This is a genomic window from Oligoflexus tunisiensis, from assembly GCF_001748245.1.
GTDB lineage: Bacteria > Bdellovibrionota_B > Oligoflexia > Oligoflexales > Oligoflexaceae > Oligoflexus > Oligoflexus tunisiensis.
The window spans coordinates 3,546,014-3,565,359 of record NZ_BDFO01000001.1; the positions used below are offsets into that span (position 1 = coordinate 3,546,014).

General features: G+C 53.6%; 11 protein-coding genes. 2 read left to right on the forward strand and 9 right to left on the reverse strand.

Features of this window, described 5'->3' with window-relative positions; translation table 11 throughout:
• Positions 1 to 39: 39 nt before the first annotated feature.
• From OLTU_RS14835 to rnk, 3 genes are all read right to left on the reverse strand, one after another.
• The gene (locus OLTU_RS14835) at positions 40 to 2,202 is read right to left on the reverse strand and encodes a catalase (RefSeq protein ID WP_141733545.1); all 2,163 of its coding nucleotides are present in this window, start codon (positions 2,200 to 2,202) and stop codon (positions 40 to 42) included.
• A gap of 103 nt (positions 2,203 to 2,305) precedes the next feature.
• Positions 2,306 to 2,941, reverse strand: a complete 636-nt coding sequence (locus OLTU_RS14840; protein ID WP_218110048.1) for a hypothetical protein — start codon at positions 2,939 to 2,941, stop codon at positions 2,306 to 2,308.
• Between the two features lie 204 nt (positions 2,942 to 3,145).
• Complete coding sequence (gene rnk, locus OLTU_RS14845; RefSeq protein ID WP_176736634.1) at positions 3,146 to 3,526, reverse strand: nucleoside diphosphate kinase regulator; 381 nt, start codon at positions 3,524 to 3,526, stop codon at positions 3,146 to 3,148.
• Between the two features lie 562 nt (positions 3,527 to 4,088).
• Between rnk and OLTU_RS14850 the strand changes: the two genes are divergently transcribed.
• A complete protein-coding gene (locus tag OLTU_RS14850) occupies positions 4,089 to 5,945 on the forward strand; it encodes a 7TM diverse intracellular signaling domain-containing protein (RefSeq protein ID WP_218110049.1) in 1,857 nt (618 codons plus the stop codon).
• Between the two features lie 29 nt (positions 5,946 to 5,974).
• Here OLTU_RS14850 and OLTU_RS14855 read toward each other — a convergent pair whose 3' ends face one another.
• The 6 genes from OLTU_RS14855 to OLTU_RS14880 all read right to left on the reverse strand — a co-directional run bounded on the left by OLTU_RS14855 (position 5,975) and on the right by OLTU_RS14880 (position 16,587).
• On the reverse strand, positions 5,975 to 6,805 hold the full coding sequence (locus tag OLTU_RS14855) for a hypothetical protein (protein WP_141733549.1): 831 nt from the start codon (positions 6,803 to 6,805) through the stop codon (positions 5,975 to 5,977).
• 309 nt (positions 6,806 to 7,114) lie between these two features.
• Positions 7,115 to 8,806: a M48 family metalloprotease gene (locus OLTU_RS14860; protein ID WP_176736636.1), complete on the reverse strand. Its 1,692-nt coding sequence runs from the start codon at positions 8,804 to 8,806 to the stop codon at positions 7,115 to 7,117.
• Between the two features lie 72 nt (positions 8,807 to 8,878).
• Complete coding sequence (locus tag OLTU_RS14865) at positions 8,879 to 10,117, reverse strand: MFS transporter (RefSeq protein ID WP_141733551.1); 1,239 nt, start codon at positions 10,115 to 10,117, stop codon at positions 8,879 to 8,881.
• A gap of 23 nt (positions 10,118 to 10,140) precedes the next feature.
• Positions 10,141 to 13,800 carry a hydantoinase B/oxoprolinase family protein gene (locus OLTU_RS14870; protein WP_218110050.1) on the reverse strand — a complete coding sequence of 1,220 codons (3,660 nt, stop codon included), beginning with the start codon at positions 13,798 to 13,800 and terminating at the stop codon, positions 10,141 to 10,143.
• A gap of 162 nt (positions 13,801 to 13,962) precedes the next feature.
• On the reverse strand, positions 13,963 to 15,720 hold the full coding sequence (locus tag OLTU_RS14875) for a sensor histidine kinase (protein ID WP_141733552.1): 1,758 nt from the start codon (positions 15,718 to 15,720) through the stop codon (positions 13,963 to 13,965).
• Positions 15,721 to 15,726: 6 nt separating this feature from the next.
• On the reverse strand, positions 15,727 to 16,587 hold the full coding sequence (locus tag OLTU_RS14880; RefSeq protein ID WP_141733553.1) for a hypothetical protein: 861 nt from the start codon (positions 16,585 to 16,587) through the stop codon (positions 15,727 to 15,729).
• Positions 16,588 to 16,841: 254 nt separating this feature from the next.
• Between OLTU_RS14880 and OLTU_RS14885 the strand changes: the two genes are divergently transcribed.
• Positions 16,842 to 19,307: a glycosyltransferase gene (locus OLTU_RS14885; protein ID WP_141733554.1), complete on the forward strand. Its 2,466-nt coding sequence runs from the start codon at positions 16,842 to 16,844 to the stop codon at positions 19,305 to 19,307.
• Positions 19,308 to 19,346: the final 39 nt, after the last annotated feature.

Consider the following 19,346-nt stretch of genomic DNA (forward strand, 5'->3'; position numbering starts at 1 on the left):
AGTTAACGGCAACGGGATCGCGTCCCGTTGCCTTTTTCATCAGACCGGCGGTTGCGGCCTGCGTTCCCGTGACCAGAAGCGATAGACCTGCAGGGCTTCGATAAACCTCTTGCTCAACTGCAATCCATGCGATCCCAGCAGCAATCCATCCCGAGCCACGGTTTCTCCCGACTCCAGTGCTTCCGGGGGCAGGCTATTGCCGAGTATCCGCAGCAAGCCTGCCCCTTCCAGAAGAGCCCGTGCTTCGCCGGCCAGACCCACCGCTTTGCAGTGGCGCCAGGCTTCGGCGATGAAATGCAAGGCACGGGGTTCGTCCTGCAGGACGCGAATACTGTCCTCACCACCGGGAACAAAGACCGCATCAAAGAGCACGGAGCTGGCCGTTGCGAAGTTATAGTCCGCGTTGATTTCCTCGCCTTTGTTATTCACCATGATCCCCAGATGCGTGCCGACGATCCTGGCCTCGGCCTTGTGTTCCGCCAGGGCGCTGGCCAGTGCGGAATAGGCCGCTCCATCGAAACCATTACCAACCAGGACGGCAACCTTCAGGGTGGCGATGCCGGGATTGGGCTGCCGCAGCATGCTGAGAGTGGGGGACTCCGGAAGGTCCCAACGGGTCGGCAGGGACATATACTGATCAAATTGCGCCACCGTGGGAACAGCATGGTTCACATCCGCATCATAGAGCGGTATCGGATCCATGCCGAGTCCCTCGCCAACCGTTTTCGCCAGACCTTCATCGATGCGCAGGAGGAGCCCAAGCATGCGGGCCCGGATGGACAGCGTTTCCACCTTGCCGAGTTCGTATTGAAACGCCTGGGCGATGTGATTTTTTTCCACCGAGGTCTGACTCACATAGAACTGCCGAGCCTGGCTGAAGTGATCAAAGAATTTGGGAGCGCGCATGCGGCTTTTGACGTCGGCCACCGGCTCCGGGAAACTTTGAAAGCCGCCCTCATTGGCTCTGGCCTGGAAGGGGCAACCGCCGCCGAGCGCGTTGGGCTGATAGGCAACCCGTCCACTGTTGATCGTGTACCGCATGGCAGCATCACGCTGGTTGTTATGCACCGGATTCACGGGCCGGTTGATCGGCAATTCACTGGAATTCGGGCTTCCGAAGCGGTTCACCTGCGTGTCGGAGTAGGCGAAGAGACGGCCGGCGAGCAGGGGATCCGGGCTGAAATCAATGCCGGGCACCAGGTGGCCTGGATGAAAGGCGACCTGTTCGGTTTCCGCGAAAAAGTTGTCGGGATTGCGATCGAGGACCAGACGTCCGACCCAGGTGATGGGCACCAGTTCCTCGGGGATGAGTTTGGTGGCATCGAGGATATCAAAATCAAAGCCTTCCGCGTCCTCTTCCGAGAAGAGCTGCAGACCCAGCTCCCATTCCGGGTAGTGTTCCTTGGCAATGGCATCAAAGAGATCGCGACGGTGAAAGTCGGGATCCATGCCATTGATTTTCACGGCTTCATCCCACAAAACGGAATGGAGGCCTTGGAGGGGTTTCCAATGGAATTTGGCGAAGGTCGCCTGGCCTTTGTCATTGATCATACGGAAGGTGTGAACGCCAAAGCCTTCCATCATCCGATAGCTGCGCGGCAGAGCCCGATCCGACATGAGCCATTGGATCATGTGCATGGACTCGGGCATGAGCGAAATGAAATCCCAAAAGGTGTCGTGGGCCGTGGAAGCCTGGGGTATTTCGCAGTGCGGTTCAGGTTTCATCGCGTGCACGAGGTCGGGAAATTTCATGGCATCCTGGATAAAGAAGACCGGCATGTTCTGGCCCACAAGGTCGAAGATGCCGTCCTCGGTATAAAACTTGACCGCAAAGCCGCGCACATCACGGACCAGATCCGGAGAGCCGCGAGAGCCGATCATGGTTGAGAAGCGCACAAAGACCGGAGTTTTCTGCTGCGGACTCTGCAGAAAGCCTGCTTTGCAGATGTGGCCGAGGGGTTTATGGACCTGAAAGTAACCGTGGGCACCGGCTCCGCGGGCGTAGACCACGCGTTCCGGGATGCGTTCATGGTCGAGATGCTGGAGTTTTTCCTGCAGATGAAAATCCTCGAGCAGGGCCGGGCCGCGTGGCCCGGCTTTTAAGGAACCTTGATCGTCTGTGATCGGCAGGCCCTGATTGGTGGTCAGAACCGAGTTTTGATCATCCTGGGTCGTGTCGGACTGATGGGATGTTTTTCGCATGGGTACCTCCGCCCCTTGGTGGGAATGCGGAGTATGAAGCAAAAAATATTCCTGGATTCATGGTCGGACTGGCGCTTGGCAGAAGGCGCCAGCTTACGCATGCTCAAAAACTCCAGCCCAGATAGAACCTGAGTAAAGTGGTTTGAGGTTGTTTCGCCTCGTCGCGAAAGGTTCTTGCGCTGTTTGATGTTTCACTAAAAGACGTGGGGTCAGTGTAGGACTCACTGGTCGAGATGGGCTGCAAATAACCCAACCAGCTTGTTCCGAGTGTGAAATTTTCCCACTGCCATTGGTTCCCGATTTGAACCATCATGGATAGCTTGGTGTAGTGGCCCAGGTCGCTCGTCAGGTTTTCCGCGCTGGATAGAATATCCTTGGAAATCCTGAATTCCCCGTTGACCTTCGCCAGGTCCAGCCCGCCCTCCACATAGAACGAGTCGGTGAAGAACTCCTTGTAGCTCGCGGCAATGGCCGAACCTTTCAATTCGGTGGTGACGCCGACAAAATAAAGATCGTGGCCGTCCACATCGCGATCCGCTTTCTCATTGATACTGCCGGTAAGGTTCATAAGGGAAATTGTCACGACCGATTTGGGCTGCAGGAAATAGCTGGCGGCCAGGGTGCCTTCCAGGAAATTGCCGGTTCGGATCCCGACACCGGCCGTGATGCTGTATTTCAGATTCGAACGCAGCGTTTCATGGCTCGGAGCGCCTCCAGAGTCCTGGCCGAAAGCTGCCACTTCCCCTAGCAGCAGAAGAGGGAACAGAAACATTTTCCTCATTAATAACCTCTTGGAATACAACGGTAGATTGGATTCGAGGCGTTTCGGCATTTTTGGTGAAAAACTTAAAGATGTCGGTGGGTAAGAGATAGGTCGGGGGTCATGATTACAGTCGGTTTCATGTCCCCCGTGCCGGAGGGTTAAGTAAACTTTACGGCCAGATCACGTGACCTGGGTAACCCGCAATCTCTTTCTCTGGCCATTGGGCAGCGGCCACGTGATCTCCTGTTCAACCCCCAGCCCAATCAGGGCGCTTCCTATGGGAGCGAGGATGGAAAGTTTCCCCTCTTCAATATTCGACTCCCAAGGGTAGGATAGGCGAACCTTGGAAACCTGTCCCGTATCCAGATCCACGAATTGAACGCGTGAGTTCATCGTGACAACATCCGGAGGCATTTTTTCGGCTTCCACAATGTCCGCGCGAAGCATCTCTTCTTCCAGCAGTTGAGTTGTTTTGATTTCCGCTGCGCCGAGTGAATCGAACATGACGATTAAGTTATCGTAGTCTTTGTCGGAGATGCGTATGGTATTCTCATTCCTCATGAGCTGGCTCCTTTCTTTCGGTCTCGTTTCGATGTATCCCATGAACCCCTTTATAGTCCTTATATTGAATGGGCGCCAATATATAAAATCAATGGCGTCGATGGAGTTTCTCAATGGGGGTATTCAGGTAAATAATTCTTTAAAGCCCGATAGGCAACAGCTTAAGCCTCCTAGGCTCTGGATTGTAAAGAGGTTTCTCACGTGCATACGTCCTGGCGTCATTACTTACAATAACGGAAGGTTGTCCTGTCGTGAAATCTTCCGATGAAAGCATGCGTCTTTAGAGACGTCTGGAATTATTATTATTTGGTCAAGCAGCAAGGGTGCCATGCAATATAGCGTCTTATACTCGTTGTTTCTTGCCATCTTCTGCGCGTTTTATTCCCAATCAAGTCTGGCCCAGACCGACATTATTTTAACAGATAGAGCTTTGCGGTATGAACCTCATGCAGGTGAAATCGCCTACTTTAAAGACCGCGCGAATTTTGAAACCAGGTTTTGGCGCAACAAGAAGTTTATGGCTCGATATCACGAAATGAAATCACCTCAGCAAAAGGCTTCCTTGGTCGAAAAATTTTACCAGGATATGTTTGAGAAACATGATAGTTTGAGTATCGATGAGGTTATGAGAGCCAAGGACGAGCTGTTTCAAATCTCCGAAACGGCTATTCCTGGCATAAGTTTTACGGCGAACGTAGTCTGGTATCGCATCAACGTCTCGTACCTCGGAAGTCTGGAAAGGCGATATTTTTTCATGGCCGAAGGTTTCTTTCGTCACATGGAAGTCTATGTCGTGCATGATGGGAAAGTCATTCAGAGGAATCTGACCGGTTCGTTCTATCATCCCAGTACCAGGGACGTGTTCGACTGGGGAAACGAATTCGGTGCCCCCATTACTCTGTCGCCTGAAAAAAGGAACATCACAGTTTATTTTAAAACCCATAGCGACGGAACCGTGAATCTTTTTAATTTTAAGATTTATAGCGAAGGTGAATACACCCTATCGAAAAAGCATTGGTATATATGGCAAGCGTTTTATTTTGGTTCGTCTTTTGGACTCTTTATTTACCACTTGATCATTTTTCTTATTTCGCGCCAAAGAGTTTATGCTTTATACGCCTCATTCCTCGGCTGCTTTATTTTGGTTTTCTTGACCCTCAGAGGATTTGGTGTTGTCCTTCATGATTATTTCGGAGGTATCCACGTCTCATTGTCATTCAACACCGCTGGCTACGCATGCCTCCTGCTCTTTCTTCTCTTCACACGCAACTTTCTGGGAACGAATAAGCAGTATAAACGCAGCGACTGGTTCTTGAGGGGCTTGGCTGTTTTGACTTTTATCATGTGGGTTGGCAGTTTCTGGCAGTCCGAAGTCAATGGTACGAACGCGCTCAATATTCACATGATTGTCTGCGGTCTTATTCTGCTTTGCCTCGCATGCATGCTTGTAGCCAGAGGCAACCGGAACGGAATTTTGTACCTCGTTGCTTTCTCACTCACGATCACGGGATTTATCATATACACCCTTTCGTCAAGACGATTCCTCCCCCACAGCTTTTTTGCAGAAAACGCAGTTCAGGTGGGTTCGTTCCTTGACGCCATTCTCCTATCCGTGGCCCTGGGCGACAAAATCAGAGTCCTCATCCAGGAACGGTACGAAGAGGCCAAGAAAAAGAACCACGCCTACAATCAGCTGGGCAAGGTGTTTTACCCCCATCAGATCCATCAGATCGAATCAGGCCGCAACCTGGAAGACACCATGCCGACCGGTCCAGGAGAGGGCTGCGTGATCTGCTTCGATATCATCGGCAGCTCGAAAATTCAGCATGTCAAGGTCAAGGATCTCTTTCGCAAGGTTTTTCTGCGCTGCTACGAACATATTATGGAAGGCTATGACGTCAACGAGCTGATGTCGAATGGCTATCGCATCAAGGAAATGGGGGATGGTTTCCTTTGCAGTGTGGGCTACCCCTTTAAATCGAGGAACCCATCAACAGCTCATGGTGCCCTTGAGCTTGCCTATCGATTCGCTCAGGTTTTTCAAGAAGAGATCAGCACTCTGGATTATGATGAGCCCATCCACTGTGGCATTGGAATTGCCGCGGACTCCATTTCGGGCTTCTATCCTGAATCCGGCACCAAGGAATATGATCTTTATGGTCGAGCGATCATCCTGGCCACTCGGTACGAGGGGATGCGGAAAATCATCCTCAAGGATAAGGAACCGGCGAGCATTCTCATTCTGCAAGAGCGCGTGTATAAGAGCCTAAGCAAGGGGGAACGCGAAGACTTTACCGTTTTCGATCTTATCGAGCAGAATGTTGTCGTGCGGGATGACCCTGCCGCGTCCAAACTTTACTATCGGTTCCTGGATTCATCCTATGCTCACGAGAAGGTCAGGTTGCGTAAGGTTGGATGATTCCGGCCCTGGTCAAGGCCGGATCGCAATCAACTGCGGGGCTTTTTCCTGGCAGGTCTGCTGGCCAAGGTCTCGGAAAGCTTTTGGTCCAACACGGCTCGCAGATCCATGACATGACCATTCACCTCGACGATATTGGAAACGAAGCGAACGCCATGGCTGTAGTCCGCATATTCCGCCCCGTGAATCGTTGACAGCGGCTGTATGGGTTGATTGCGGTCCATGTGCCAGCCATAGATGGCGATAGCCTGAGGCTTCGCGAGCAAGCGCAGGCTCTGGACCACATCCTTCTTATGGCCTGCGACGAGCATCCCGGGTGTCCCTCCACTCTCTTCGATTTGGTTCTGCACCAGCCTGTTGTGCATTTGAAAGTATTGCACCGTGGTCATCGCGCGTCCGCTGGGCAGGGCGGTGGGTTTGAGTTTGAGTTGAGCCTGGGTATAGATGTCATCGACCATGTCTGTGGTGGGAATGCTGAGATTGAGCTTCCTGGCCAGAATTCGGATGCTATACAGATTCAGGGGTACCCGCACAAAGTCGTCGTTTGTACCGATCGACAGGTAGTCGGGAAGAACCCAGTAGCGAAGCTTTTGCCCTTGGTAAGGGCCTGATGTTATTGTGCTTTCAACAGGCACCAGGGTTCTTTGGAATTCAGGGATATTGCCCGTCAAAACTTCTTTGATGATCATTTTCTCGCGTAAATATTGAGGCACATGTTTGATCTTCTGAATGAACTGGGTCCCTGTGAGCGCGTTGCCTGGTCGTTCGGGAAGGCCGAGAAGCTGTTCGCTTTCGCGGGATCCCATGGCCAAGGCTGTGTGGGAGGCGAGGAGCAAGGTCAGGAGTATCTTGAAGTTCATTGCGTATTCCTCTAAATGGATGCCAAGTGTCCTTCTGAGCTTTGGAATTCGTCTCTATTGTGTGCCCGATTCCTATAAAGTTCATTTCGCCCTGAAATGGGCTCGAATTAATATGTCTGGGAACAGCTGGCATCATGAGGTTTTGCGACCGTCACTTTAGATTTTCCGTGAGATCCAAGGACGTGATCCCGGTATATTTTGTTGAATCTTGCGGCGCGTGCCTTGGGAAGTTCAAGGGTTCTGGACAGGCGGGTATGACTTGGCAGGCTGACAGCCATGCATTCCATCATGGCTGACGGCTCCAATCGTTCAGCGTTTCAGATCATGGGCTTGAATTTCACGATCCATATTGAAGGCTCGAAAGCAATGACTGTGATGATCATCCTGCCAGTCGGCTACGGGTATCATCACACGCCCACCTGATGGATCCTGCCAATGGTTCTGGTAGAGACGTTCGCAGTCCTCTCCACTGACTTCACCATAGGCAAGGTCCAACGGATCAGATAGTCTGGCGATCTTCAGCTGAGTTGTAATCGCGGTTTTGGGGTCGATGCCCATTTCATGCAGCATCTCCAGGGATTGCTCATCGGCCTCCTGCTCCGTTGTGTAGTAGACAAGCTGCCGGTCGATGGCTTCCTGAAGGACCTGATGGGCTTCGGCCTCCTGACTAGCCCTCGTCTTTGGATATTCAGTTTGGATAAAGTCGTAGACGTCGCGCACCTTCTGGAATTGCGCCAGAGGGATGCCCAGGGCTGCGAGAGCCCCATCGCCGACATAAGAGGGCATGAGTTCAAGCAACCAGCGGGCCACGCCGCCTTCCGCGAAGGCTTTTTCTGTCAGAAAAAGCTCGGACGTGCATGAGGTCAGAAGTTCCTCATAGCGGCGGTAGTGCATAAGGTTGTCCGCCTTCAAAGGAACGGCGGGGAATCCTGCCAGCTGACTGCTGATGAGAGGATCATCAAAAAATTGCTTCAGGTGATAACAGGGCTTCTCGCACGGCCTTCCGTCGAATATCTCCTTGCGGCACTCAGCTTCGTAAAAGAGTTTCGACGTATATTTTGTGAATTCAAAGAGGATGGAGTGCCAGGCCTGTCCCTCCACGGCATGGAGGTTCATCAAGTCAGCTTTCTGCTGCGACGCTTTCCAGAGCTTTTCCCCGAAGGCGGCCAGACTTGGGTCAGGGGCGGGCTTCTGCTGGCTGTTATGCGGGCCAAGCTGATAGAAAAAATAATAGAGCCCAGGATCAGCATTGCCGTGGCTCATATAGTAATGGCTGAGCTCATGGGCCAGAACGCTGACGACCTCGTGCTCATCCAATTGCTGGAGAAGACCGGAGTTGACCCATACGATGGAACTGGTCTGCGCCACCATAAGCTTGCTCGCGCTGCCGATGCTTCCCGGGCCCGCAGCCAGATAGAAATCGCAGCCCTTTTCCGCGATCACGGTCTGCTCCTCGAAGCGTATCGTGCATCCTCTGTACGGCTGGAGCCACCAGGACAGCAGTGACTTCTGCTGATCATGAGTCAGATCAGTCTCGATGCAGAAATCGCCGAAGACCTTCATATCCCGAACCCTGCGGTCGAGTAACACGGAATTTGCTGCTGGTCCTGATGAACCTTCAAAGCGTAGAGCAAAGTCGAGGCATGCGGGCACCGCGCTGACCATGGCGTTGACTTCAGGTTGATTCAGGACCTTGGCCTGTGGCTTGGGAGCCCAACGTAGCTGGTCCGGATAGCGGGCCCGTAAGGCGGCATCCATTCGGTCCAGCCAGCCCTGAAGCTTTTGCACCTCAGGTTGATCGTCGGCCAGGATCAGGGACGGACTGGCATCCGCACCAAACATGGCTTGCGCGAATCGTCTCAACTCGTCCTCGTTCAGGACCCGCCATTGCCCGCTGTCCGTGCTGTTCACCGGCTGCTTCAGATTATGTTTGAGATTTGATGGAGGTTCCGCGCAACCCGATGCAGCCAGGACCAATGCGGCCATACATAACATTTTCATGTGATTCACTCTCCTCTGTCGTGGACGTGGGAGAGTGCTTACCATTATTGGAAATGAAAATCATTATCAATTCTAAGCGACTTTATGGCTCAATTCCCGACCACGAGTCTCGGGCAGGGTCAGGGCACTCATCGTGACCAGCAGGTAGGCGCCTGCCGCCATATAGCCAATGGAAACACCAAGAGGCATGGTCTCACTCATATAGCCAACCAGGGCCGGACAAATGGATCCTGCCGCGCGACCGAAGTTATAGCAGAAGCCTTGACCGGAACCTCGCACCCGGATGGGAAACAGCTCGCTGAGATAGGCTCCCATTCCCGAGAAGATGCCTGATAGGAAAAAACCAAGAGGAAAACCGAGGATGAGCATCATCCCATCCGTAATCGGAATCTGCGTGTAAGTCACGATCAGGATACCCGCGCAGCTGGCGAACAGCATAAAGCAGCGCAGGCGGCCGATGCGATCGGAGAGCCAGGCACCGGTCAGGTATCCCAGGAATGATCCAAGAATTAACACGAGAAGATAGCCACTGGTGTTGAGTACGGAGAGGTGACGTTCATTTTTCAGGTAGGTCGGAAGCCAGGTGGTGACGGCGTAGTATGCGCCCTGCATGCCCGTAGCAAGTAAGCTGGCGCGCAAGGTGATGCTCAGCAGCTGAGGCGAAAAGATTTCCAGAAAGCTGCCTTCATCGCCATCGCTCCTGGTTTTGGCCTTATGGTCCCGATAGATTTCCGGTTCCTTGATATGGCGCCGAATATAGAGAATCAGGACAGCGGGCAACACGCCGATTCCAAACAGCACCCGCCATGCCAGCTCCGGTGGAATCAGGGAATAGATAATCCAGAACGCGAGAGCAGCCGCTCCCCAGCCAATCGCCCAGCTGCTCTGCACAAGACCAACAGCTTTTCCGCGATGCCGCGCCTGAATCATCTCGGCGACCAGAATGGAGCCCACGGACCATTCTCCGCCAAAACCCAGGCCCTGCATGGCTCGGGTGAAAAAAAGCTGCTCATAGGAATTGGTAAAGCCACTGAGAAAGGTAAAAAAGGAAAACCAAAGGACCGTGAGCTGCAGGATCCGAACACGGCCGTATTTATCCGCCAACACACCCGCGCCCCAGCCACCAATGGCTGAGGTTATCAAAGTTCCCGTTGCAATGTATCCGGCCTGAGCCTTGGTCATGCCCCATGCGAGGATGAGTGTCGGGATAAGCATGGTATAAATCATATAATCAAAGGCATCCACTCCATAGCCGGCAAAGGCCGCGATGAGCGTCTTGCGTTCATCCTTGCTGGTTTTCCTGATCCACACGAAAAAACTCCTTTTCCATTGAGTCACCCTATAGGACGACCATAGCCACCAGCACCAGGGGTCTCGATGACAAACACATCCCCCGGCGCCATCTCAATACGAGCGCATCCTGCAAGTTTTTCGATCTGTCCGCCCTGACGTTCCACCCAATTCAGACCAATCTGTCCATCAGCGCCACCTTCCGCTCCCCGGGGGGCGTGGACCCGATTGTTGGAAAGGATCGATGCCGTCATGGCTTCGAGAAATCGAATGCGCCGCACTCCACCGTTGCCACCTTTCCAGCGGCCCGCACCTCCCGAGCCCTGACGAATCCGATATTCCTCCAGCAGCACGGGAAATCGCCACTCCAGGACCTCGGGGTCGGTGAGCCGCGAGTTCGTCATGTGAGTCTGCACCACATCCGTCCCGTTAAAGCCGGATACGATCGTTCCATCCTTGCCCCGCACGACGCCGGCCGCCGACCCGCCCGAGATCGTTTCGTAGTATTGATAGCGACCATTCCCGAATGTGAAGTTATTCATGGTTCCCGGGCTTTCACTCATCACGCGGAGCGCCCCATACAAGGCCTGCGTGATGCACTGGCTCGTCTCGACATTCCCTGCCACAACCGCTGCCGGATAGCGTGGGTTGAGCAGGGAACCCTCTGGCACAATAATATGAAGGGGCTTCAAACAACCTGCGTTGAGGGGAATGTCCGCATCCACAAGCGTGCGGAACACATAAAGAACGGCTGCCACTGCGATCGACCGGGGCGCATTGAAGTTGGTTGGCAACTGTCCGGACGTGCCGGTGAAGTCGATGGTGGCCGCGCGGTTCACGCGATCCACTCGGATCCTGACTTGAATCCTGGCTTCGCCTTGGTCGAGACGGTATTCATAGTCGCCATCCTCCAGGGCGGTGATCACACGGCGCACGGCCTCTTCCGCATTATCCTGAACATGCTGCATGTAAGCCTTCACCACGTCGAGTCCCCAATGCTCGACCAGCTTGTACAATTCCTCAACTCCTTTGGCATTGGCTGCGACCTGGGCCCGCAAATCCGCCAAATTCTGATCGATGTTCCGGGCAGGCCACCGGCCGGAAGCCAGGACGGCCCGGGTTTCCGCTTCGCGATAGCGGCCGCCGTCGATCATTTTGAAGTTGTCGAACAGTACACCTTCCTCATGAATTTCCTTGCTGTCGGCTGGCATGGAGCCGGGTGTGATGCCGCCAATGTCGGCATGATGACCACGCGATCCAAGATAAAATAAGACGTCCCGTTGGAATTCATCGAAGACCGGCGTGACGACCGTGATGTCTGGCAGGTGAGTGCCGCCGTTATAGGGTGCATTCAGCACAAAGACATCGCCCGGCTTGATCGTTCCCTGATTATCGCGGATCACCATCCTGATGCTTTCGCCCATGGAGCCGAGATGAACAGGCATATGGGGAGCGTTGGCGATGAGGTCTCCCTTGCCATCAAAGATTGCACACGAGAAATCGAGCCGCTCTTTGATGTTGACGGAGTGAGCTGTATTCTGGAGGCGAAAGCCCATCTGCTCGGCGATGCTCATGAAGAGATTATTAAACACCTCGAGCAGCACAGGATCAGCCTGGGTATCTCTCACGGAGTTCTTTGGCCTGGCTTCGCTGCGAACGAGCATAAGACTGTCCTGCCTGACAGTATCCGCTTGCCAGCCAGGCTCGACCACGATGGTCTGATTTTTTTCGACGATAATCGCTGGGCCGGATACCATATCGCCTGGCCTCATGGCCTCCCGCTGATAGAGAGGGGCATCATGCCAACGCCCGCCCGAAAACATTCGCACAGAGGCCGCGGGACGGAGCGCCGAATCGCGAGGCGGCAGGGCGAGCATTACCTCACCGACGGATTCTCCGGAGAAAACGGCCTCCACCGAAACCGCCTCGATGATGATCGACCTGTTTTCCATGAGAAAAGCAAATCGCTTGCGGTAAGCGTTTTCGAAGGCCGTTCGCATGCTCTCAATAGTTCCTTTGTTGACCACCAGGGCCGTATCCGTGCCTTCATAGCGAAGATGCACGCGATGAATCACCTGGATACGCTCCGGTGCAACGCCTTGACCAGCAAGCTCCGCGATGGCGTCTTCCGAGAGGCTTTCCAGGATTGTGGATACGATCGGCATCACGCTCGGATCGAGAGTTTGTTCAATCGCTTTTTCCCGCGTGGACGTTTGATCCGCCAAACCCATGCCATAGGCTGACAGAACGCCTGCAAGGGTATGGGACAGAATACGTTTCATGCCGAGCGCGTCGGCCACCATGCAGGCATGCTGCCCTCCGGCGCCTCCAAAAACGGCCAGAGTATATTCGGTAACGTCATGACCCCGTGCCACCGAGATCTGTTTGATGGCATTGGCCATGTTGAGGGTTGCAACCTGAACGAAGCCTTCTGCCACTTCCTCAGGGGTACGCATCGTGCCGGTCGCGACCGCGATCTCCTCAGCCAGCTGCCGGAATTTCGCGCGCGTCGTGTCCACGTCGAGAGGTTGATCAGCCTCAGCCCCGAACACGTTTGGAAAAAAGTCGGGCTGAATCTTGCCCAGGATGACATTGCAATCGGTGACAGCCAGCGGCCCACCGCGTCGGTAGCAGGCTGGCCCTGGATTTGCACCCGCTGAATCGGGTCCGACCCGATAACGTGATCCATCGAAGTGAAGAATGGAGCCTCCACCCGCAGCGACGGTGTGGATGGAGAGCATGGGGGATCGCATGCGGACGCCGGCGACCTGGGTTTCAAAGGATCGTTCGAGATCCTGAAGACTCGAGCCTGCGAAGTGAGAAACATCCGTCGACGTTCCCCCCATATCGAAACCAATAATCCGCTCGCAGCCCGCATTCAGGCTTGTGCGTACAATGCCGACGATACCCCCGGCAGGTCCGGAAAGGATGGCGTCCTTGCCCTGAAAACAGCGGGCATTGGTCAGACCGCCGCTCGATTGCATGAACTGCAAATCCACACCGGGCAGTTCCGATTCGACCTGCTCGACATAGCGATGCAGAATCGGTGATAAGTAAGCATCAACAACGGTCGTATCACCGCGTGATACAAGCTTCATTAAGGGCGAGACACGGTGGGAGACACTGATCTGCGAAAAGCCGATCTCACGGGCCTCACGCTCGAGTTCCTCTTCGTGAGCCGTATAACGATAACCATGCATGAGCACTATGGCAAGCGCACGGATCCCCTGCCGGTAAACGGCGCGAAGCGCGGCCCGGGCGGCATTCTTATCAAGTTCAACAAGAACGTCACCGTGGGCGCTGATCCTTTCGTTGATTTCAATGACATGACTGTAGAGCAGTTCGGGCAGTACGATGGAACGATCGAAGATGCGTGGCCGGGCCTGGTAGGCAATGCGTAAAGCATCGTGAAAGCCCCGCGTTATCGCGAGTGCCGTCGGTTCCCCTTTGCGCTCGAGCAGCGCATTGGTCGCGACGGTGGTCCCCATTTTGATCCCGCTGATGACATCGCTCCACCTCCCTGTGCTTTCTGTGATTCCGGCGTGAATTTTCAGTAGGTACCGAACGCCTGCCACGGCTGCATCGCGATACTGCTCAGGGTTTTCGGACAGGAGTTTGTGTGTGACAAGGAAACCGTCTGGGTGTTTTGCGACAATATCGGTGAAGGTTCCGCCGCGGTCGATCCAGAATTGCCATTTGCCCATTGGAAACCTTTCGCAGTTCAACATGTCGTACACAGGGTTGCGCCCTGGAAGATGCCGGGAGGGCGCTACCGAGGTTGTAAGCCTGGAGATCCGGAATTGTCAAAAGAGAATTGTTCGGAGAACGAAGGAGGGGTGGCGTTGGAACGTGTGGAGGAGGCCGCGTCAGGCTGATAAACAAATCACAAAGCTTGCCCCCTGATTCACTTGATCATCCAGGTAGATCACGCCTCCATGGGCTTCCACGATATTCTTGGCGATATAGAGCCCAAGACCCGTCCCCTGCTCCTTGCCCTCGGTGACGAGGAAATCGAACAAGGTATCTCGTAAACCGATGGGCACACCTGGTCCGGTATCACTCACACGAAGTTCGACACGGCCGTCATCACGCAGCCCACAGGATAAGGATATCTTTCCGCCCGATTCGAGGGCGTCCAAGGCATTATTGAGGAGATTCAGGAGTGCCCTTGTCATCTTTTCCCGGTCGATCAAAAGCGTCCCATGATAGTCGACCCGCATTTCACACTGAATCTGAGACGCCTCGGCTTTGACCTTGAAGGCATCGAATGCTTCCTGCAGAAATTCTTTGGCCTGGACGTCCTGGAGATTGTGAACCTTCTCACCACGCGCAAAAGACAGCAGCTCTTCCGCCATTTGCGAGCAGCGATCCGTCTGGCGTTCGATGACGGAGCACGATCGCGCCAGCTCTTCTTTGGAAAGGCCTTCCTGATTGCTCTTGCTGGCCATTCGACTGGCCAGGATCGTGATGGTGTTGAAGGGGCTGCGGAAATCATGAACAATCGCCGCCGCCAATCGGCCAATCTCGGCGAACTTATTGGCCCGTTCTCTTTCCTCAAGGAGCTTGTATTGATGAACGGACGATGAGATCTGCTGGGAAATAATCTCATGCAGTGAAGCCTCGATAGGCGTGACGGTCCGTTCTCTTGAGATGACCTCCAGGCAGCCGAAAGACGTCTGCCCACTTTTGCCGATTTCAAGGTTGAAGGTGATGTTTGCCAGGCGTTCGCCTTTCAACTTTAACAGTGCCTGAAGTTCCTTAAATGATAATCCGTTCGCAAAGTTCTTGATGGATTTTATGTTGCCCTGCCTGCGAGCCTTGGTGAGCTGCAGCAGATCATGAAGGTTGTAAGTCTTCTGGCCAATTTTTTCTCCCTCGGCGAACACATGGTATAAGGCCAGGTCGCGGTTTTCCACTAAATAGAAAACCAAATCCTGGCCATTGAAGAACTTGTGAAATATGTCAAAGCATTTTCCAAGATAGTCATCAATGCTCATGGCCTGACTGGAAGCCTGTTCGAGCCGGTAAACAAACTCGATGTCCTGGATCTTGAGTTCCAGTCTCTTCTGCGTGTTTTTCAGATCCTCGATGATTCTTTTCTGCTGGCCATACAGAAGGGACATCTCGATGGCCAGGGCAGCCTGGTTCGCAAAGGCCTGCAGGTAATCCAGGTCCTGTTCGGTAAATTTCCCATCCTTCTTGTTGATGAGCTCGAAGCTGCCAATGATTCTCTCGTCACTGGTGAACATGGGAACGGACAGAATGCTTTGCGTCAGGTATCCCGTTTGTTTATCAATGTCCCTATTGAAACGAATATCGCTGTAGGGATCATCCATGATGATCGCGTTTCCGGTCGTGACCGTATAGCCCGCGATGCCTGTATCCTTGGGGAACTTTATCATCTGGACACCCAGAGCCACCTTGGACCAAAGGCTCTTTCCATCCGTGTCGAGCAGGAATATGCTGCATCGGTCAGCTCGGATGGCTTTGATCGACTGCTTGGCCAGGAAGTCCAGAAGTCTGTCCAGGTCCCGGATTTCAGCCATGGCCTTAGCCGATTCGAGCAGAAATTGGAATTTGCGCTCGTATTCCTCAGTCTTTGGTTTTTCTTTCTTCAGGCTCATACGACCTCAGATATTGATCCGGTACGTTATATTAAGAACAAAATCAATGATCTGGTAATGACTTTTGTCGATGAAGTAGAGGAATTGAAAAGGAGGCAGATAATCCGACTCCATTTCCATCATGATGCCGGCTGACCTCTCGACCAGGTAGTATCCATATTTTTCGCGCTTCCAGCCCTGCTGACGTTGCTCAATCTGTGCTCCAACGAGTCCAAGCTTGAGAACTTCCGAGTTGCTGCTGGCAATCGGGTATTTCACTTCAGCAAAGAGGCCACGGGTATTGGTAATATGAGCGGCACCACCAGCCTCCAGGGAGAATTTCCAGGGGGACTGCCATTCATAGGCCAGGCCCATACCGGTCATAAAGGGAAGCAGGAGCTTCAGCGGGGCTGCCTTCTGGCGTTCCATCATAGGCTTTTTGGGGATTTCAATCGGAGTCGGTTCCTCGACGGCGTTCCTGCTCTCGTTGTCATTCGCAGTCCCGGAGGCTGGCGCGGACGATTCCTTCACCAGGAAATAGTTCACGGATTCTGGGCTTTTTTCCCAGCCTTCCAAAGCGATCGGAGACAGGGGAATATGCACGGGTTTACCCAGGGCATGAGCCAAGGCATCCTCCGTGTTCCGTCTGACCGTTCTTTTGTCGAGGGTTGAAGGGACAAGCATGTACCCCCAGCAGAAGCCACCATACATCCAAAAGGTCAGGGCGCAGCCGATGGATTTCCCATAATGGGTCGTGTTTTGAATGCTCGTAAAGCGGCCTCGGGCCGTTCCATCCTGGGTTTCGAATTCGCCGGTATAGCGGAAAGAGGCATGCGTGCACTGCATGAGGAGTGGGGTGAGTAAGGATATCGCAAGCCTCTTGTCCATAGTCTCCTCAGGATTCGGGTCCATGTCGTTTTTCGGAAGAAGGTGTGGAATCTGTAGGAGGATGGAAATAAAGCCATTTTGTCCTGATAACAAGGAGCCTGAAAGCCGCAGACTGCTCCCTGTCCAAGGAGCAGGAATTCCTTGTTAAACTCAAGGAATTTCACACTTTGACTACGCAGTTCTTCCAGTAACGTCCTTCGAGAGATTTATAGTACAAGCGAAATGGCTAACGAGCGGATCAGAGGAAAATTTGCATGGACACCCGGACCAGTTACCTTGCGAAGCCGACCATCGCAGGGAAATTCTTTGAGCTTCATGGCACTCCCTTTATTCTCAAAGGATGCACTTACGGCCCTTTGGAGCCGGATGCAGACAACAATGAGTATACGGATACGGACAAGCTTCATCGCGATTTTCTTCTCATGCGCCAGCACGGTTTTAACTTCGTCAGAATTCCTCATACCGTTCCTCTGCGTTCCGTGCTCGATATCGCGATTCAGTATGACCTTTATGTTATGGTCTCCCTCAGCTGCGAACACAGTCTTGACTTTGCGATGGATAGGAAGAAAAAGCGGAATGTCTTGAAAGAGATCGAGGCGATGGTGCGTCGTGTCAAGGGGCATTCGGCTCTCCTGGCCTATGCGTTGGGAAATGAGATACGCCCCGCTCAGGTTCGTTGGTATGGTCCACGAAAAGTGGAACGCTTTCTCAGGCGTGTGACCAGGACCGTTCGCAGCTTGGACCCATCGGCCTATGTTACCTATGTGAATTTCCCTACCACGGAATACCTGCAACTGAACTTCCTCGATTTTCTTTCTTTCAATGTTTACATTGAGGATCGCGAGCGTTACGCCGCCTATCTTCCCAGACTGCAGAACCTGGCGGGAGATCGGCCGTTGGTACTTTCTGAAACCGGCATGGATAGCCTGCAAGCTGGCGAAGCTCGACAAGCAGAAGTCCTGGCGTGGGCGCTTGAAGAATCCTACGCGGCCGGATGCGCCGGTGTCTGCATCTTCGCGTGGACGGATGAATGGTTCGTGAAACATCTGCTCACCGACTGGGCCTTTGGCCTGACACGAATCGACCGCAGCCCGAAACCGGCTCTCCAGGTTGTGGGGAGGATATTTCAAAATGTACCCTTCAAGCGGGACGATAACTGGCCTCTCATCTCTGTGGTTGTTTGCAGCTACAACGGCGCGAATACGATTGATCTGACCTTGCGTGCTTTATCCTGTCTCGCTTATCCCAACTATGAGGTTCTGATTATCGACGATGGCTCAACCGACGCGACTCCAGCGATGGTCCGACGCTATCCTTTTAAACTCATCTCCACCGCCAACCACGGCCTCAGTGCCGCGCGTAATACCGGATGGCAGGAGGCGCGAGGCGAAATTATCGCTTATCTCGATGATGATGCCTTCCCTCATCCTTACTGGCTCCACTTCATTGCGGATTGTTTCCGCCGCCACCCATGTTCGGCAGTGGGCGGACCGAATATGCCGCCTTTGGGGAAAAGTCTTGTCGCGGATGCCATTGCCCATGCGCCGGGTGGGCCAAAGGCCGTGCTCGTCACCGATACGGAAGCTGAACATATCCCGGGCTGCAACATGTGTATCCGTCGCGATGTTCTGCTGCGCCTCAAGGGTTTTGATCCCCAGTTCCGCGTCGCAGGTGACGATGTGGATATCTGCTGGCGGATTTTGGAAGATGGCGGAATGATCTGTTTTCACGCAGGAGCTTTCGTCTGGCACTTTGCGCGGCAGACGATTCCGAAATATTGGAAACAGCAGGCTGGATATGGCAAGGCTGAAGCTCTTCTCGAAGCGAAATGGCCAAACAAATACAATAACTATGGTCACTTGAGCTGGCGTGGACGGATCTATGGCAATGGCGTCCTGACTCCGATCTTCATGAAATGGTCCGTATACCATGGGGAATGGGGCCTCGCTCCGTTTCAGCTGAGGCAGTGGGAGACGCCGGGCTGGATTCCATCCTGGACCATCATGCCCGAGTGGTATCTCATCATCAGCACGTTTTTTGTCCTCTCGCTGGGAGGAATTCTGTGGCCACCCCTGAACCTGCTCTGGATTCTGGGCGCCGGCGCCCTTGCTGTCGCTTGTCTCAATGTCTTCAAGAACCTGAAGCTCATCAATTTCCGTCGTTCGCCCTTCTTCCAGGAGCGCCCTTGGTCCTTGAGACTTGTCACCGCGGCCTGCTATTTTCTGCAGCCTGTGGCCCGGCTCTACGGTCGCATCCGCTACCGCCTCAAACCCTGGTGGAAAAAACCCTTTCAATTCTACTGGCCCCTGCCGATCACGTTCGCTCATTGGAGTGATGAGTGGACAGTTCCGAGCCAGCGTCTCCAGCGCGTGGAGTCTGTTTTTCACCAGCAAGGATTCCTGGATCGACGGGGAGGGCCCTTTGATCGCTGGGATCTGCAGATTCGTGGTGGAATATTCGGAAAGGCTCGAATCTTCATCGCGATGGACAGCTACCATGCGCCCCAGATGGTTCGCATCAGGATCAAGCCCTTGCCCCGGTTGCCCGCTCTCCTGGCTTTAGGCTTTTTCGCCCTCTGTGCTCTGATCACACTGTTTTCGAATAACCAAAAGGTGGCGCTATTCTTCTTTACCATAGTGGTCCTCTTTGGTTTACTAACCTGTATCAATATCGCTGTTGCGGTTGGGGTAGCTCGTAAGGTTCTGAAGGAGTCACTTTGATGGGCGAAGGCAGAGGGAGCGGGTTGTTAAACCAGATAC

Bases quoted from the DNA above. Each gene is read 5' to 3' on its own strand.
- OLTU_RS14870 (WP_218110050.1), bottom strand. From the start codon at position 13,800: ATGGGCAAATGGCAATTCTGGATCGACCGCGGCGGAACCTTCACCGAT.
- OLTU_RS14875 (WP_141733552.1), bottom strand. From the start codon at position 15,720: ATGAGCCTGAAGAAAGAAAAACCAAAGACTGAGGAATACGAGCGCAAA.
- OLTU_RS14860 (WP_176736636.1), bottom strand. From the start codon at position 8,806: ATGAAAATGTTATGTATGGCCGCATTGGTCCTGGCTGCATCGGGTTGC.
- OLTU_RS14880 (WP_141733553.1), bottom strand. From the start codon at position 16,587: ATGGACAAGAGGCTTGCGATATCCTTACTCACCCCACTCCTCATGCAG.
- OLTU_RS14885 (WP_141733554.1), top strand. From the start codon at position 16,842: ATGGACACCCGGACCAGTTACCTTGCGAAGCCGACCATCGCAGGGAAA.
- OLTU_RS14855 (WP_141733549.1), bottom strand. From the start codon at position 6,805: ATGAACTTCAAGATACTCCTGACCTTGCTCCTCGCCTCCCACACAGCC.
- OLTU_RS14835 (WP_141733545.1), bottom strand. From the start codon at position 2,202: ATGCGAAAAACATCCCATCAGTCCGACACGACCCAGGATGATCAAAAC.
- rnk (WP_176736634.1), bottom strand. From the start codon at position 3,526: ATGAGGAATGAGAATACCATACGCATCTCCGACAAAGACTACGATAAC.